This is a genomic window from Pseudomonas sp. YNh (assembly GCF_037993085.1).
Lineage (GTDB): Bacteria > Pseudomonadota > Gammaproteobacteria > Pseudomonadales > Pseudomonadaceae > Aquipseudomonas > Aquipseudomonas putida.
Window position 1 is genome coordinate 1 of record NZ_JBBMRJ010000013.1, and the last position, 15,890, is coordinate 15,890.

Here is a 15,890-nt window from a genome sequence, read left to right on the forward strand (position 1 = left end):
GCCGACGTTCAGCGGCAAGGCACCGAAGACACTGCCAGCGGAAACCCGCTGCAGGCCGTTGACGCGAATATCGGAGATGGTGAAGGACTCGGCGTGAACTTCAGCGATCATCAGTGCGGACATGACCGCAGTTAGCAGCAGACGTTTCATGAAGTCCTTTTATTCCAACTGGCAATAAACAACCCGCCGCGACAACGCGGCAGGTTCGCAATTGAGCGAAGCTTTATAGTCGACCCAGATCGTTGATCAGGGCGAGCAACATCACCCCTATGACCAAACTGATACCGATCTGGACCCCCCAACCTTGCACCCGATCTGACAGCGGACGACCGCGCGCCAACTCGACCAGGTAAAACAGCAAATGCCCCCCATCCAGTACCGGGATGGGCAGCAAGTTAAGAACCCCCAGGCTTATGCTCAGGTAGGCCAGGAAATTCAGGAAATCCCCCACGCCGGACTGGGCTGAAGCGCCCGCCACTTTAGCAATGGTTATCGGTCCACTCAAGTTTTTTACCGAGAGCTCCCCGAACAGCATTTTCTTCAGCGATTCAAGGGTCAGCACGCTCATGTTCCAGGTGCGGGACAAGCCCTCACCCACCGCCTCGAGCGGGCCGTAGCTGATTTCGCGGAGCATGCTGGCAGGCCATTCGCCACCTTTTACCCCGGCGCCAAGATAGCCACCGGCAGCCTTGCCCTCACCCTTGCGCGCCAGGGTCACCGGCACTTCCAGGGCAGCGCCGTCGCGCTCCACACGCACGACCACTTTGGCATCCGGGCGGGCACGCACACTGTCGACGACCTGCTGCCATTCCGTCACCGGCACGCCATCGACGCTCAGCAGCTTGTCGCCTGTCTTGAGGCCCGCAGCGGCAGCCGGCCCCTTCGGATCAATCTCGGCCAGCACCGGCACCATCGCCGGGCGCCAAGGGTGCAGCCCCAGGGACTGGATAGGGTCCGGCTCGTCAGCACCCTTGAGCCAGCTGTCCAGCTTGACCTGCAGCTGGCGCTCGGCCGTGGCGCCTTCGTCGCGCACGCCAACCTGCAACGTGCCGCTTTCGCCCAGGCGACGAACCAGCTGCAGGTTGACCGCCGACCAACCGTTGGTCGGTTTGCCGTCGATAGAAACGATTTCCTGACCTGCAGTCAGCCCGGCCGATGCTGCCAGGCTGCCAGCATCGACCGTACCGATCACGGGACGGACCTGCTGGGTACCCAGCATCGCCAGCACCCAGAAGAACAGGATGGCCAGCAGGAAGTTGGCAATCGGGCCCGCCGCGACAATCGCGATACGCTGGCCTACGGACTTGCGGTTGAACGACTGATCAGCCAGCGCAGGCGGCACATCGCCCTCGCGCTCGTCGAGCATCTTCACGTAGCCGCCCAGCGGAATTGCTGCGACCACAAACTCGGTGCCATGGCGGTCATGCCAGCGCAGCAGCGGCGTGCCGAAGCCCACCGAGAAGCGCAGCACCTTGACGCCGCAGCGGCGTGCCACCCAGAAGTGGCCGAATTCATGGAAAGTGACCAGCACACCCAAAGCCACGAGGGTGCCGATAATCATGTAGAGCGCTGTCATGTCCATCTCCGAATGATGTTCAGCGGGCCGGCATCATGCCAACCCCCTCACGAACCTGGGCGGGCTTGCATCAGCGACCGTGACGCCTCAGCCACTCACGGGAAAGCTCCCGGGCACGCTGGTCGGCGGCGAACACCGCGTCCAGCGACGGCAGCGGCACAACGGGCTCCTGATCGAGCACCTGTTCGATCATACCCGCGATCTCCGGGAAGCGGATACGCCGCTCAAGAAATGCCTCGACCGCCACTTCGTTGGCCGCATTGAGTACGGCGGGTGCGCTGTTGCCGGCCTCGGCAGCCTGCCGCGCCAGGCGCAGGCAAGGGAAGCGCTGTTCGTCGGGCGCCTGGAAATCCAGGCGAGCAATGGCAAACAGGTCCAGCGGAGCCACCCCGGAATCGATGCGCTCAGGCCAGGCCAGGGCATTGGCGATGGGCGTGCGCATGTCCGGGTTACCCAGCTGCGCCAATACCGAGCCGTCCACGTAATCGACCAGGGAGTGGATGACACTCTGTGGGTGTACCACCACCTCGACCTTGGCCGGCGCGGCATCGAACAACCAGCAAGCCTCGATCAGTTCGAGCCCCTTGTTCATCATGCTGGCCGAATCCACAGAAATCTTGCGCCCCATGGACCAGTTGGGGTGCGCACAGGCCTGCTCCGGCGTCACATCGAGCAACGCCTCGACCGGTGTCTCGCGGAACGGGCCACCGGAAGCTGTCAGCAGTATCCGGCGTACGCCAACCGCGCTCAGGCCGCGAGCGTAGTCGCCAGGCATGCACTGGAAGATCGCATTGTGCTCGCTATCGATCGGCAACAATACGGCGCCGCTGCGCCGCACTGCCTCGATGAACAGCGCACCTGACATCACCAGGGCTTCCTTGTTGGCCAGCAACACCTTTTTGCCCGCCTCCACGGCAGCCAAGGTCGGGCGCAGGCCGGCGGCACCGACAATCGCTGCCATCACTGCATCCACTTCCGCTGCCGAAGCCACCTGGCAAAGCCCGGCCTCGCCTTCCAGCACCTCGGTGGCGCAGCCGGCCGCTGCAAGGGTTTCGCGCAGCCGCACGGCCGCCTCGGCACTCGGGACTACCGCGAACGCAGGGCGATGGCGTACACACAGGGCCAGCAACTCGTCGATCCGCGAATACCCGCTGAGGGCGAATACCTGATAGCGATCAGGGTGGCGCGCAATCACATCCAGCGTGCTCAGGCCGATGGAGCCGGTCGCCCCGAGTACGGTAATACGTTGCGGGCGGCTCACATCACACCCCATTCGGCAGCCCACAACAGCACGGCGAAAATCGGGATCGCCGCAGTAAGGCTATCAATGCGGTCGAGCACGCCGCCATGGCCAGGCAGCAGGTTGCTGCTGTCCTTGATGCCGGAACGGCGCTTGAACATGCTCTCTGTCAGGTCACCGACCACCGAGGACATGACCAGCAGCGCAGCACCCAGCAGGCCCAGCAGGATCTGGCCGAAACCCCAGTCGCGGCTGATGCCGACCGCCAAGGTAATTGCCAGGCTGACTGCCAGGCCGCCATACACGCCTTCCCAGCTCTTGCCCGGGCTGACCTGCGGGGCCAGCTTGCGCTTGCCGAAAGCCCTGCCAGAGAAGTAGGCGCCAATATCGGCAGCCCACACCAGCACCATGACCGACAGGATCAGCCAGTTGCCCAGCGGCCAGTGCTTGAGCAGCACCAGCCCCTGCCAGGCCGGCAGCAATACCAGCAGGCCGATCAGCAACCGGCAGGCCGCGCTGGCCCACAGCTCGCTGCTGCGCGGGTAGGTAAGCACCAGCCAGGTGGCCAGCCCCCACCAGATCACCGCGGCACCCAGCACCCAGGGCGCCAGCTCCGGAAGGATGTACAGCAACATCAGCGCTCCGGCGACCACCGCGGCATAGGCGATGCGCAGCGGCTGGGTCATCAACCCGGCCAGGCGCGCCCACTCCCAGGCGCCAAGGGTCACCACGAAGCCGATGAACAGGGCGAAATCCCCGCCGTTGAGCAGGAAGAAGCCACCCAGCGCAATCGGCAGCAGGATCAGCGCGGTAATGATGCGTTGTTTAAGCATTAAGCACGAGCTCCAGCCTCGACCTGCTCGCTGGTCTTACCAAAGCGGCGCTGGCGCGAAGCGAAATCGGCCAGGGCATTGCGCATGGCCTCGTGTTTGAAGTCCGGCCAGTACAGGTCGGAGAAGTACAACTCGGCGTAGGCCAGCTGCCACAACAGGAAATTGCTGATGCGGTGCTCGCCACCGGTACGAATACACAGGTCCGGCAGAGGTAACTCGCCGGTTGCCAGGCAGGTCTGCAGCAGGCCCGGGGTGATGTCTTCCGGACGCAGGTGCCCGGCTTGCACTTCCCGCGCCAGCCGCTGGGCGGCCTGGGCGATGTCCCACTGGCCACCGTAGTTGGCCGCGATCTGCAGGATGAAGCGGTTGTTGCCGGCGGTCAGCGCTTCGGCTTCGCGCATGGCAGCCTGCAACTCGGGATGGAAGCGCGAACGGTCACCGATGATGCGCAAGCTGATGTTGTTCTCGTTGAGGCGCTTGGCTTCACGGCGCAGGGCCGAGAAGAACAGCTCCATCAGCGCACCGACCTCTTCGGCGGGGCGCTGCCAGTTTTCGCTGGAGAACGCGAACAGGGTCAATACCTCGACCCCGGACTTGGCACACACCTCGATGACCGCGCGAACGGCGTCGACACCCGCCTTGTGCCCGGCAACGCCGGGCAGCAGGCGTTTTTTCGCCCAGCGGTTGTTGCCATCCATGATGATCGCGACATGACGCGGCACCGAGGACGGCGCCACTGGCTTGGTCTTTTCCATTAAGAAACCCCGGCCTTAGACGGCCATCAGGTCCTTTTCCTTGGCCTTGAAGGCGGCATCGACTTCGGCAACGAACTTGTCGGTAAGCTTCTGGATCTCGTCAGCGGCGCGACGTTCTTCGTCCTCGCTGATTTCCTTGTCCTTGGTCAGCTTCTTCAGGTCGGCCAGGGCGTCGCGGCGCACGTTGCGCACAGCTACCTTGGCATCCTCGCACACGCCGCTGGCCTGCTTGGTGTAACCCTTGCGGGTTTCCTCGGTCAGGGCTGGCATCGGCACACGAATGGTGGTGCCGGCGCTGGACGGGTTCAGGCCCAGGTCGGAGGTGAGAATGGCCTTCTCAATGGCAGCGCTGAGGTTCTTGTCGTGAGCGACAATCTTCAGGGTGCGGGCATCTTCGACGCTGATCGCAGCGACCTGGTTCAGCGGCATTTCGCTACCCCAGGCAGTGACTTTGACGCTGTCCAGGATGCTTGGGTGGGCACGACCGGTACGGATCGCCGCCAGGTGACGACCCAGCGCCTCGATGGACTTGCCCATGCGGTCCTGGGCGTCTTTCTTGATGTCGTTGATCATTTTTGAACTTCCTCGATCAGGGTTCCTTCCGCGCCGCCGTGCACGATGTTCAGCAGGGCGCCGGGCTTGTTCATATTGAAGACGCGCAACGGCATCTTGTGGTCGCGGCAGAGACAGATTGCCGTCAGATCCATCACACCCAGCTTGCGATCCAGCACTTCATCGTAGGTCAGATGATCGAACTTCTCGGCATGCGGGTCCTTGAATGGATCAGCAGTGTATACACCATCGACCTTGGTTGCCTTCAATACCACGTCGGCATCGATTTCGATGGCGCGCAGGCAGGCAGCAGAGTCGGTGGTGAAGAACGGGTTGCCGGTACCGGCAGCGAAAATTACGACTTCTTTGGCGTTCAGGTGGCGCATGGCTTTGCGGCGATCATAGTGATCGGTCACGCCAACCATGGAAATAGCCGACATGACAATGGCGGTAATGTTCGCCCGCTCCAGCGCGTCGCGCATGGCCAGGGCGTTCATTACGGTCGCCAGCATGCCCATGTGGTCACCGGTGACGCGGTCCATGCCGGCTGCACTGAGCGCCGCACCACGGAACAGGTTGCCACCACCGATCACCAGACCTACCTGAACACCGATGCCGACCAGTTGGCCGACTTCCAGCGCCATGCGATCCAGGACTTTTGGGTCGATCCCGAACTCTTCCGAGCCCATCAGGGCCTCGCCGCTAAGTTTGAGTAGAATGCGTTTATAGCGAGCCTGATGACCACTGCCCTGCTGAGCCATTGCGAATCTCTCCTGCGGCGTTTGTAAAAAATTCTGGCGGGCTGCTTGAGCCTGCATGTAACTCTAACGTGACGCAGCGACTGCGTCAGCGAGCAACGGTCTCGTAAACCGCTCCCGCTTTGACAAAGAGGCTGCGCGCGTGAGCGGGCAGCCTCTTTGGGGCGACAGACGGGGCTGTCTTACTGCTTGGCAGCAGCTACCTGAGCAGCAACTTCAGCAGCGAAGTCGTCGACTGGCTTCTCGATGCCTTCACCGACTTTGAAGTAGGTGAACGAAACGATTTCAGCGCCGGCTTTCTTGGCCAGCTCGCCAACCTTGACTTCCGGGTTCATGACGAAAGCCTGCTCTTTCAGCGAAGCTTCGGCCTTGAACTTGGTGATACGGCCGTTGATCATGTTCTCAACGATGTTTTCCGGCTTGCCGGCGATCTTGTCGGCGTTCAGCTGCAGGAAGACATTCTTCTCGCGCTCGATGGCCTCGGCGGAGATTTCCGACGAATCCAGGAACTCAGGGTTCGACGCTGCAACGTGCATGGCAATGTTCTTGGCCAGCTCGACGTCACCGCCTTTCAGAACGACGGCAGCGCCGATCTTGTTGCCGTGCAGGTAGGCACCAACAACGTCACCCTCAACGCGCACCAGGCGACGAATGTTGACGTTTTCGCCACACTTGGCAACCAGGGCTTCACGAGCAGCTTCACGCGATGCGATCAGCGGAGCAGCGTCGGTCAGCTTCTGGGCGAAGGCTTCTTCAAGGCTTTCGGCAACGAAGTTCTTGAAGTCGTCTTGCAGGGCCAGGAAGTCGGTCTGCGAGTTCACTTCCAGCAGAACGGCGGATTTACCGTCGGTCTTGACCGCGATAGCGCCTTCAGCAGCGACGTTGCCAGCCTTTTTGGCGGCCTTGATGGCGCCCGAGGCACGCATGTCGTCAATGGCTTTTTCGATGTCGCCGCCAGCCTTTTCCAGGGCTTTCTTGCAATCCATCATGCCTTCGCCAGTACGCTCGCGCAGTTCTTTTACCAGCGCTGCAGTAATTGCTGCCATTTCAAAATCCTCTTGGAAAGTTTTTCAACCATTCCACCCGCTCGACACGGGCGTTAAATTCTGCGAATCCGCTGTTGTTATCTCAGCCAACCCATAATGCGGGGCCCTTGCTGACAGCAGGATTTCAAGGTGGCAAAAAGGGGGCAAAGCCCCCTTTTTGCGTGCCAAGTAGACGCTAGCGCCTATTACTCAGCAGCAGGTGCAGCCGCTTCTTCAACATAGACTTCGGTGCCGCCAGCAACGTTGTTGCGGCCGCGGATGATGGCGTCGGCCATCGAAGTCATGTACAGCTCGATGGCGCGGATGGCGTCGTCGTTGCCTGGGATGATGTAGTCAACACCTTCCGGGCTGCTGTTGGTATCGACAACGCCGATAACCGGGATGCCCAGCTTGTTAGCTTCGGTGATAGCAATGCGCTCGTGATCAACGTCGATCACGAACAGGGCATCAGGCAGACCGCCCATGTCCTTGATACCACCCAGGCTGCGGTCCAGCTTTTCCAGATCGCGCGAACGCATCAGGGCTTCTTTCTTGGTCAGCTTGGCGAAGGTGCCATCTTCGGCCTGGGTTTCCAGGTCGCGCAGACGCTTGATCGAAGCACGGATGGTTTTGTAGTTGGTCAGCATGCCGCCCAACCAGCGGTGGTCAACGTATGGCGAACCGGCACGAGCAGCTTGCTCGGCGACGATCTTGCCGGCGGAACGCTTGGTGCCGACGAACATGATCTTGTTCTTGCCCTGAGCCAGACGCTCTACGAAAGCCAGAGCTTCGTTGAACATTGGCAGGGTTTTTTCCAGGTTGATGATGTGGATCTTGTTACGCGCGCCGAAAATGTACTTGCCCATTTTCGGGTTCCAGTAACGGGTCTGGTGGCCGAAGTGCACACCGGCCTTCAGCATATCGCGCATGTTGACTTGGGACATGATAGTTCCTTGATAAGTCGGGTTGGGCCTCCACGCATCCCAATGACCAACCCGCAAATTCGAAAATCCGGGGCACCCAGGTCATCGTGTCGACACGTGTGTGGGTTTAAGCTCACGGGGTCGTCCCCGAAAGCGGCGCATGTTATACCACAGACCGCGAGCGAACGAAACCCGAATAAGGTTGCGTCTGTCAGCGGTTTTTGCAGCGCCCCGCCAAACAGGCCAGAATGCCTCCTGTAGACAGCAGCATGGCCGCCTTTATCCCGACAGAATGCCGCCCTGCTCTGCTAGAATCCGGCCTTTCCCGTTTGTTCGCGCCGCGTGCGGCGCCGTAGAGAGCCTGTAATGACTGTCAACATCAAGACCGCAGAAGACATCGAGAAGATGCGCGTCGCCGGCCGCCTGGCCGCCGAGGTGCTGGAAATGATCGAGGAGCACGTCAAGCCCGGAGTTACCACCGAGGAGCTCGACCGCCTGTGCCACGACTATATCGTCAACGTCCAGCAGGCCATCCCGGCGCCCCTCAACTACAAGGGCTACCCGAAGTCGATCTGCACCTCGATCAACCATGTGGTCTGCCACGGCATCCCCAACGACAAGCCGCTCAAGGACGGTGACACGCTGAACATCGACGTCACCGTGATCAAGGACGGCTACCACGGCGATACCAGCCGCATGTTCCACGTCGGTACCGTGCCGGTGTGGGCCGAGCGCCTGTCCAGGGTTACCCAGGAGTGCATGTACAAGGCCATCGAGCTGGTCAAGCCGGGCTGCCGCCTGGGCGATATCGGCGAAGTGATCCAGAAGCACGCTGAAAAGAACGGCTTCTCGGTGGTGCGCGAGTTCTGCGGCCACGGCATTGGCAAGGTGTTCCACGAAGAGCCGCAGATCCTGCACTACGGCCGCGCCGGCACCGGCATGGAACTGAAAGAAGGCATGACCTTCACCATCGAACCGATGATCAACCAGGGCAAGGCCGACACCAAGGTGCTGGGCGACGGCTGGACCGCCATCACCAAGGACCGCAAGCTCTCGGCTCAGTGGGAACACACCCTGGTGGTGACTGCGACCGGCTACGAGATCTTCACCCTGCGCAAGGACGACACCATCCCGCGCACCTCGGCCTGACCGCACCGAGACAGGCCACCCGACGACAGGAACGTGACGCGATGCCCCAGGTGGACCCCGAGCTGTTCGATCGCGGCCAGTTCCAGGCGGAACTGGCCCTCAAGGCGAGCCCCATCGCCGCCTTCAAGAAAGCCATCCGCCAGGCCGGCGAGGTGCTCGACAAACGTTTCCGCAGTGGCGGCGAAATCCGCCCGCTGATCGAAGCCCGCGCCTGGCTCGTCGACAATATCCTGCAACAGGCCTGGAACCAGTTCGACTGGGGCGACCACAGCGGTATCGCCCTGGTCGCAGTGGGTGGCTACGGGCGTGGTGAGCTGCACCCGCATTCCGACATCGACCTGCTCATTTTACTGGGCGCCGCCGAGCACGAGCAGTACCGCAACGCCATTGAGCGTTTTCTCACCCTGCTGTGGGACATCGGCCTGGAAGTGGGCCAGAGCGTGCGCACCGTCGACGAGTGCGCCGAACAGGCCCGCGCCGACCTGACGGTGATTACCAACCTGATGGAAAGCCGCACCATTGCCGGGCCCGAAGCCCTGCGCCAGCGCATGCTGGAGGTGACCAGCACCGCGCACATGTGGCCGAGCAAAGACTTCTTCCTGGCCAAACGCGCCGAACTCAAGGCCCGTCACCACAAGTACAACGACACCGAGTACAACCTCGAACCCAACGTCAAGGGCTCGCCCGGTGGCCTGCGTGACATCCAGACAGTGCTGTGGGTGGCCCGCCGTCAGTACGGCACCCTGAACCTGCACGCATTGGCCGGCGAAGGTTTCTTGCTGGAAAGCGAGAACGAGCTGCTGGCTTCGTCCCAGGATTTTCTGTGGAAGGTGCGCTACGCCCTGCACATGCTGGCCGGTCGCGCCGAGGACCGCCTGCTGTTCGACCACCAGCGCAGCCTCGCCGCACTGCTGGGCTACAGCGACGAGAATCCCAAGCGGGCAATCGAGCAGTTCATGCAGCAGTACTACCGGGTGGTGATGAGCATCAGCCAGTTGTGCGACCTGATCATTCAACACTTCGAAGAGGTCATCCTCGCCGACGAAGACAGCGGCACCACCCAGCCGCTGAATGCACGCTTTCGCCTGCATGACGGCTATATCGAGGCTACCAACCCGAACGTGTTCAAGCGCACACCGTTCGCCATGCTGGAAATCTTCGTGCTGATGGCCCAGCACCCCGAAATCAAGGGCGTGCGTGCCGATACGGTGCGCCTGCTGCGTGAGCACCGCCACCTGATCGACGACACCTTCCGCACCGATATCCGCAACACCAGCCTGTTCATCGAGCTGTTCAAGTGCGAAATCGGCATCCACCGCAACCTGCGGCGGATGAACCGCTACGGCATCCTTGGCCGCTACCTGCCGGAGTTCGGCCTGATCGTCGGGCAGATGCAGCACGACCTGTTCCACATCTATACGGTCGATGCGCACACCCTCAACCTCATCAAGCACCTGCGCAAGCTGCAGTACACGCCGGTGTCCGAGAAATTCCCGCTGGCAAGCAAGCTGATGGGGCGCCTGCCCAAGCCCGAGCTGATCTACCTGGCCGGCCTCTACCACGACATCGGCAAAGGTCGCCAGGGCGACCATTCCGAACTGGGCGCGGTGGATGCGCAGAAGTTCTGCGAGCGCCACCAGTTGCCGGCCTGGGACAGCCGGCTGATCGTCTGGCTGGTGCTAAACCACCTGGTGATGTCGACCACCGCCCAGCGCAAGGACTTGTCCGACCCGCAGGTGATCAACGACTTTGCCCTGCACGTGGGCGACGAGACGCGCCTGGACTACCTGTACGTGCTGACCGTGGCCGATATCAACGCCACCAACCCCAGCCTGTGGAACTCGTGGCGGGCCAGCCTGCTGCGCCAGCTCTACAGCGAGACCAAGCGCGCCCTGCGCCGCGGCCTGGAAAACCCGCTGGACCGCGAAGAACAGATTCGCCAGACCCAGTCTGCAGCCTTGGACATCCTTGTACGCGAGGGCACCGACCCGGACGATGTCGAGCAACTGTGGTCGCAGCTGGGCGATGACTACTTTCTCAAGCACAACGCCGGCGATGTCGCCTGGCACACGGACGCGATCCTGCAGCAACCGGCCGATGGCGGGCCGCTGGTGCTGATCAAGGAAACCACCCAGCGCGAGTTCGAAGGCGGCACGCAGATCTTCATCTACGCCCCTGACCAGCACGATTTCTTCGCCGTGACGGTGGCAGCCATGTCGCAGCTGAACCTGAACATCCACGATGCACGCATCATCACGTCGAGCAGCCAGTTCACCCTCGACACCTACATCGTGCTGGACAACGACGGCGGGTCTATCGGCGACAACCCGCAGCGGGTCAAGCAAATTCGCGACGGCCTGACCGAAGCGCTGCGCAACCCCGAGGACTACCCGACCATCATCCAGCGCCGGGTACCGCGCCAGCTCAAACACTTCAACTTCCCGCCGCAGGTGACCATCCTCAACGATGCCCAGCGGCCGGTGACCATCCTCGAAATCACCGCACCAGACCGCCCAGGCCTGCTGGCCCGGCTGGGGCGGATCTTCCTGGAGTTCGACCTGTCGCTGCAGAACGCCAAGATCGCCACCCTCGGCGAACGGGTGGAAGACGTGTTCTTCATCACTGATGCCGACAACCAGCCGCTGTCCGACCCGCAGCTGTGCAGCCGCCTGCAGGAGGCCATCGTCCAGCAGTTGCAGGCCGGCCAGGCCAGCGATGCCAGCCCTACCCGCGTGACCTTTTAACGACTAGACGATTGACGAGACCTTGCGCCGATGAACCATGCCTTGACCCAGCTTCAGCCCTACCCGTTCGAGAAACTCCGTGCCCTGCTGGGCAGCGTGAAGCCTGCGGCAGACAAACGCGCCATCGCCCTGTCAATCGGTGAGCCAAAGCACGAATCTCCGGCATTCGTCGCCCAGGCCATGGCCGACAACCTCGACAAACTGGCGGTATACCCCAGCACCATCGGCCTGCCGGGCCTGCGCCAGGCGATCGGTCAGTGGTGCGAGCGTCGCTTTGGCGTGCCAGCCGGCTGGCTGGATGCCGACCGTCACATCCTGCCGGTCAATGGCACCCGTGAAGCGCTGTTCGCCTTCACCCAGGCGGTGGTCAACCGTGCCGATGACGGCCTGGTGATCAGCCCGAACCCGTTCTACCAGATCTACGAAGGCGCAGCGCTGCTGGCCGGGGCTACCCCGCACTACCTGCCGTGCCTGGAAAACAACGGTTTCAACCCTGACTTCGACGCCGTACCGGCCGAGGTGTGGAAGCGCTGCCAGATCCTGTTCCTGTGCTCACCGGGCAACCCCACCGGCGCGCTGGTGCCGATGGACACCCTGAAGAAGCTGATCGCCCTGGCCGACGAACACGACTTCGTGATCGCCGCCGACGAGTGCTACAGCGAGCTTTACTTCGATGAAGACGCGCCACCACCGGGCCTGCTGACCGCCTGCGCCGAGCTCGGCCGCAGTGATTTCAAGCGCTGCGTGGTGTTCCACAGCCTGTCCAAGCGCTCCAACCTGCCGGGCCTGCGCTCGGGCTTCGTGGCTGGCGATGCCGAGATCATCAAACCGTTCCTGCTGTACCGCACCTACCACGGCTGCGCCATGCCGGTACAAACCCAGCTGGCCAGCATCGCCGCCTGGCAGGATGAGGCGCATGTACGCGCGAACCGCGACCAGTACCGCGCCAAGTACGATGCCGTGCTGGACATCCTGCAGCCGGTGCTGGACGTGCAGCGCCCGGACGGCAGCTTCTACCTCTGGGCCAAGGTGCCGGGCTGTGATGCCGAGTTCACCCGCGACCTGTTCGAAGCCCAGCATGTGACGGTGGTACCGGGGTCGTACCTGTCGCGTGATGTGGATGGCGTGAACCCGGGCGCAGGGCGTGTGCGCATGGCGCTGGTGGCACCGCTGGCCGAATGCATCGAGGCGGCGGAGCGGATTCGCGCCTTCCTGCAGAACCGCTGATTCAGCAATGCTTTAATTTTGTGCAGAACCTGTGGGAGCGGGTTCACCCGCGAACACCGGCGCAGCCGGTGCCATACACCGTATCGCCTGATTCGCGAGTGAACTCGCTCCCACAGGGCCGCAAAGCGGCCCCCTGCGGGTCTACCTGACCTGCCCCAGGTTGGCCTCGCTCATATCCAGCTCCCCAAGCACCTGCCGGACCACCTCATCCCCCACCAGGTGCTGGCGATGCAGGTTATACAGCTCCAGCCGCTGCGCCCTCAGCGCACGCAAACGCAAGCGCCGCTCCAGCAAGTCCATCTGGTCGGCCAGGGCCTTGGCTTCGGCACTGTCGTTGTAGCTGTTCAGCTCATCCCGGTACTCAGCCATCAACCGCGCCTTCAGCTCGGTCGCCAAGGTTGCCTGCGCAGCATCCTGCGGGGCATTGGCGTCGATCACTTCTTCTGCTTCCAGGGCATGGATCGCCGCCTCGGCCGTGCGGCGCCAGGCTTCCTGCACTTCCTGGTGCAAGCGCTCGTCCGGGCTTTTGGTCACCCCGCGCAGCAGTATCGGCAGCGCGATGCAGGCGCTGATCAACGACAGCAGGATCACCCCGGCGGCAATGAATATCAGCAAGTCACGCTCAGGGAAGGCCTTGCCCGCGCCCATCAGCAACGGCACCGACATCACACCCGCCAGGGTCACCGCACCGCGCACACCGCCCAGGGTCAGCAGCCAGCAGGAGCGCGCCGTAGGCATCAGCACCAGCGCCGGTTTGCCGCGCCAGCGGCGCACCACGCCGATCGAGCGCCAGATGCTCTGCACCCAGATGAACCGCAGCAGGATCAGCGCAGCAAAGATCGCCACCACGTCCAGGCATCGGTAGGCCAGGGTCGGCCACACGGTGGCTTCGTGGCTGACCACCGCCTTGATGATGTCCGGCAACTGCAGGCCCAATAGCAGGAAGATGAGGCCATTGAAGGCGAACTCCAGCAGCGACCACACGCTGCGGTTGAGCAGGCGGGTGCTGGTCTGCCGCGGCAGCAGGTCAAGCCAGCTTTGCATCATGCCGGCCGCCACCGCCGACAGGATGCCCGACACGCCCAGGCGCTCGGCCAGCACGTAGGCGGCGAATGGCAGCAACAACATGAACACCACGTGGGTGGCCGGGTCGTCCCAACCGCGGGCGATCATCCAGGCGCGCAGGCGGCCCACCAGCCAGCTGAGGCCCACACCCACCGCGAGGCCGCCAAGCGCCACCAGGACGAAACTGAAGCTTGCATCAGTCAGCGAGAACACCCCGGTGATCGCCGCCGCCAGGGCGAACTTGAAGGTGACAAGGCCCGATGCATCGTTCATCAGGGCCTCCCCCTGCAGCATGTGCATCAGCGGGGTGGGCAGGCGATCCTGGGCGATGGCCGAAACCGCCACGGCATCGGTCGGCGAGAGTACCGCCGCCAGGGCGAACGCTACCGGCAGGGGGATGCTCGGCAGCAGCCAGTGAATGAAGTAGCCGGCCCCGACCACGGTGAACAGCACCAGACCGACGGCCAGCGCCACCACTGGCCCGCGAATGCGCCACAACTCACGCTTGGGGATGCGCCAGCCATCGGCAAACAGCAGCGGCGGCAAGAACAGGAACAGGAACAACTCGGGGTCCAGGGCCACGTGCAGGCCCAGGGTCGGCAGGGCCAGCAAGGCACCGGCAGCGATCTGTACCAGCGGCAGGGGCAGCGGAATCATGCGGCCGACCAGCTTCGACAGGCTGACCAGCGTCAGCAGGATGAGGACGGTGTAGGCGGACTGCATCCGGGAAAGCTTCCTTTGTGAACCAGAAACGATAGCAAGGCGAAACATCGCCATTGGAACAATATGTTAGCGGCGACCGACGGTTCGGGACCGCTGCACGATAGTCGCAGGTGACGGGGGAATATGTAACATGATGATACCCAGCTAATGTGACCGGGGCTTGCGAGTCGCGTGCCCCGTTAATGAAGACTTGAACTACAGCGATCCCGTCGTATAATCGATATTAACGAATAACGTTAAGCGTTCAAGCTCATGATTCAAAGCTTTAGCTGTGCCGACACGGAAGCGCTCTTCACAACGGGAAAGACACGGCGATGGTCAGATATCAAGTCAGTCGCGGAGCGCAAACTGGCCATGCTCGATGCCGCAACAGCGTTGCGAGACCTTAGGTCGCCACCTGGCAACCGCCTCGAGTCACTGAGCGGCAACCGCGCCGGCCAACACAGTATCCGTGTAAATGACCAATGGCGGCTGTGCTTCACCTGGACAGAACACGGGCCAATTAACGTTGAAATTGTCGATTACCACTGAGGTGCATCATGCTCAAGAACGGTATGCGTCCAATCCATCCGGGTGAAATCCTGCGGGAGGACTTCCAGAAGGAGATGGGCTTCAGCGCCGCAGCTCTGGCCAGGGCGTTGGGTGTAGCAACGCCAACCGTCAACAACATCCTGCGCGAACGGGGCGGTGTTTCCGCCGACATGGCACTGCGTCTGTCCATCTGCCTGGACACCACCCCTGAGTTCTGGCTCAACCTGCAGACGGCCTTCGATCTGCGCACCGCCGAACAGCAACACGGCGATGAGATCATCGGATCGGTCCAGCGCCTGGTCGCTTGAACACATCCTGATCAATAAACAGGGGCGCCACGGGCGTGGCGCCGCGAGGATCGTTCCCGCATAATCCCGCGACTGACATCGAAAAACGGAGAGATTGGGGCGACTTGTAACCCCAATGTACACAATGACCTACACGCTCTACGGCATCAAAGCCTGTGACACCATGAAAAAGGCGCGTACCTGGCTCGAAGACAAAGCCATCGCCTACGAATTCCATGACTACAAAACCCAAGGCATCGACCGCGACAGCCTGAACCGCTGGTGCGACGAACACGGCTGGGAAGTCATCCTCAACCGTGCCGGCACCACCTTCCGCAAGCTGGACGACGCCAGCAAGGCAGACCTCGACCAGGCCAAGGCCGTCGAGCTGATGCTGGCCCAGCCGTCGATGATCAAACGCCCGGTGCTTGACCTTGGCGCGCGCACCCTGGTCGGCTTCAAGCCGGACCTGTACGCCGCTGCCCTGGCCTGAGCCCCCACC

General features: G+C 62.4%; 15 protein-coding genes and 1 pseudogene. 6 read left to right on the top strand and 10 right to left on the bottom strand.

Annotated features, from left to right (window positions below; all coding sequences use genetic code 11):
- The 9 genes and pseudogenes from WF331_RS15020 to rpsB form a co-directional block, all read right to left on the bottom strand.
- A pseudogene (locus tag WF331_RS15020) lies at positions 1-150 on the bottom strand (POTRA domain-containing protein); the annotation flags it as partial.
- A gap of 73 nt (positions 151-223) precedes the next feature.
- Positions 224-1,576, bottom strand: coding sequence for an RIP metalloprotease RseP (rseP, locus tag WF331_RS15025; RefSeq protein WP_016501162.1), 1,353 nt, complete (start codon positions 1,574-1,576; stop codon positions 224-226).
- Between the two features lie 70 nt (positions 1,577-1,646).
- Positions 1,647-2,837, bottom strand: coding sequence for a 1-deoxy-D-xylulose-5-phosphate reductoisomerase (gene ispC / locus WF331_RS15030; protein ID WP_016501163.1), 1,191 nt, complete (start codon positions 2,835-2,837; stop codon positions 1,647-1,649).
- Positions 2,834-3,649: a phosphatidate cytidylyltransferase gene (locus WF331_RS15035; RefSeq protein ID WP_016501164.1), complete on the bottom strand. Its 816-nt coding sequence runs from the start codon at positions 3,647-3,649 to the stop codon at positions 2,834-2,836. Before WF331_RS15035 ends, ispC begins: the two co-directional genes overlap by 4 nt.
- Entirely contained in the window at positions 3,649-4,404 is a 756-nt protein-coding gene (uppS, locus tag WF331_RS15040) for a polyprenyl diphosphate synthase (protein ID WP_016485210.1), read from the bottom strand. The genes WF331_RS15035 and uppS overlap by 1 nt, the downstream gene beginning before the upstream one ends.
- A 15-nt stretch (positions 4,405-4,419) precedes the next feature.
- Positions 4,420-4,977, bottom strand: coding sequence for a ribosome recycling factor (gene frr / locus WF331_RS15045; RefSeq protein ID WP_016501165.1), 558 nt, complete (start codon positions 4,975-4,977; stop codon positions 4,420-4,422).
- The gene (gene pyrH / locus WF331_RS15050) at positions 4,974-5,717 is read right to left on the bottom strand and encodes a UMP kinase (protein ID WP_009686950.1); all 744 of its coding nucleotides are present in this window, start codon (positions 5,715-5,717) and stop codon (positions 4,974-4,976) included. Before pyrH ends, frr begins: the two co-directional genes overlap by 4 nt.
- Before the next feature lie 179 nt (positions 5,718-5,896).
- Positions 5,897-6,760, bottom strand: coding sequence for a translation elongation factor Ts (tsf, locus tag WF331_RS15055; RefSeq protein WP_016501166.1), 864 nt, complete (start codon positions 6,758-6,760; stop codon positions 5,897-5,899).
- A 185-nt stretch (positions 6,761-6,945) separates the two neighbouring features.
- Positions 6,946-7,683: a 30S ribosomal protein S2 gene (gene rpsB / locus WF331_RS15060; RefSeq protein ID WP_016501167.1), complete on the bottom strand. Its 738-nt coding sequence runs from the start codon at positions 7,681-7,683 to the stop codon at positions 6,946-6,948.
- 345 nt (positions 7,684-8,028) lie between these two features.
- On the opposite strand from rpsB, the gene map reads away from it, so the two are divergent.
- From map to dapC, 3 genes are read left to right on the top strand one after another with little or no spacing between them, the layout of a single operon-like run.
- On the top strand, positions 8,029-8,811 hold the full coding sequence (gene map, locus WF331_RS15065; protein WP_016501168.1) for a type I methionyl aminopeptidase: 783 nt from the start codon (positions 8,029-8,031) through the stop codon (positions 8,809-8,811).
- 41 nt (positions 8,812-8,852) lie between these two features.
- Entirely contained in the window at positions 8,853-11,555 is a 2,703-nt protein-coding gene (locus WF331_RS15070; protein WP_016501169.1) for a [protein-PII] uridylyltransferase, read from the top strand.
- 30 nt (positions 11,556-11,585) lie between these two features.
- Positions 11,586-12,782, top strand: a complete 1,197-nt coding sequence (gene dapC / locus WF331_RS15075) for a succinyldiaminopimelate transaminase (protein WP_016501170.1) — start codon at positions 11,586-11,588, stop codon at positions 12,780-12,782.
- A gap of 141 nt (positions 12,783-12,923) precedes the next feature.
- On the opposite strand, the gene WF331_RS15080 is transcribed toward dapC, so the two are convergent.
- The gene (locus WF331_RS15080; protein WP_016501171.1) at positions 12,924-14,570 is read right to left on the bottom strand and encodes a Na+/H+ antiporter; all 1,647 of its coding nucleotides are present in this window, start codon (positions 14,568-14,570) and stop codon (positions 12,924-12,926) included.
- A 252-nt stretch (positions 14,571-14,822) separates the two neighbouring features.
- Between WF331_RS15080 and graT the strand changes: the two genes are divergently transcribed.
- From graT to WF331_RS15095, 3 genes are all read left to right on the top strand, one after another.
- Positions 14,823-15,101 (top strand): type II toxin-antitoxin system toxin GraT, encoded by a 279-nt coding sequence (gene graT, locus WF331_RS15085; protein WP_174369746.1) that lies wholly within the window; start codon positions 14,823-14,825, stop codon positions 15,099-15,101.
- Between the two features lie 8 nt (positions 15,102-15,109).
- Positions 15,110-15,409 (top strand): type II toxin-antitoxin system antitoxin GraA, encoded by a 300-nt coding sequence (graA, locus tag WF331_RS15090; protein ID WP_003252274.1) that lies wholly within the window; start codon positions 15,110-15,112, stop codon positions 15,407-15,409.
- Between the two features lie 124 nt (positions 15,410-15,533).
- Positions 15,534-15,881, top strand: a complete 348-nt coding sequence (locus WF331_RS15095; protein WP_003252272.1) for an ArsC family reductase — start codon at positions 15,534-15,536, stop codon at positions 15,879-15,881.
- Positions 15,882-15,890 lie beyond the last annotated feature (9 nt).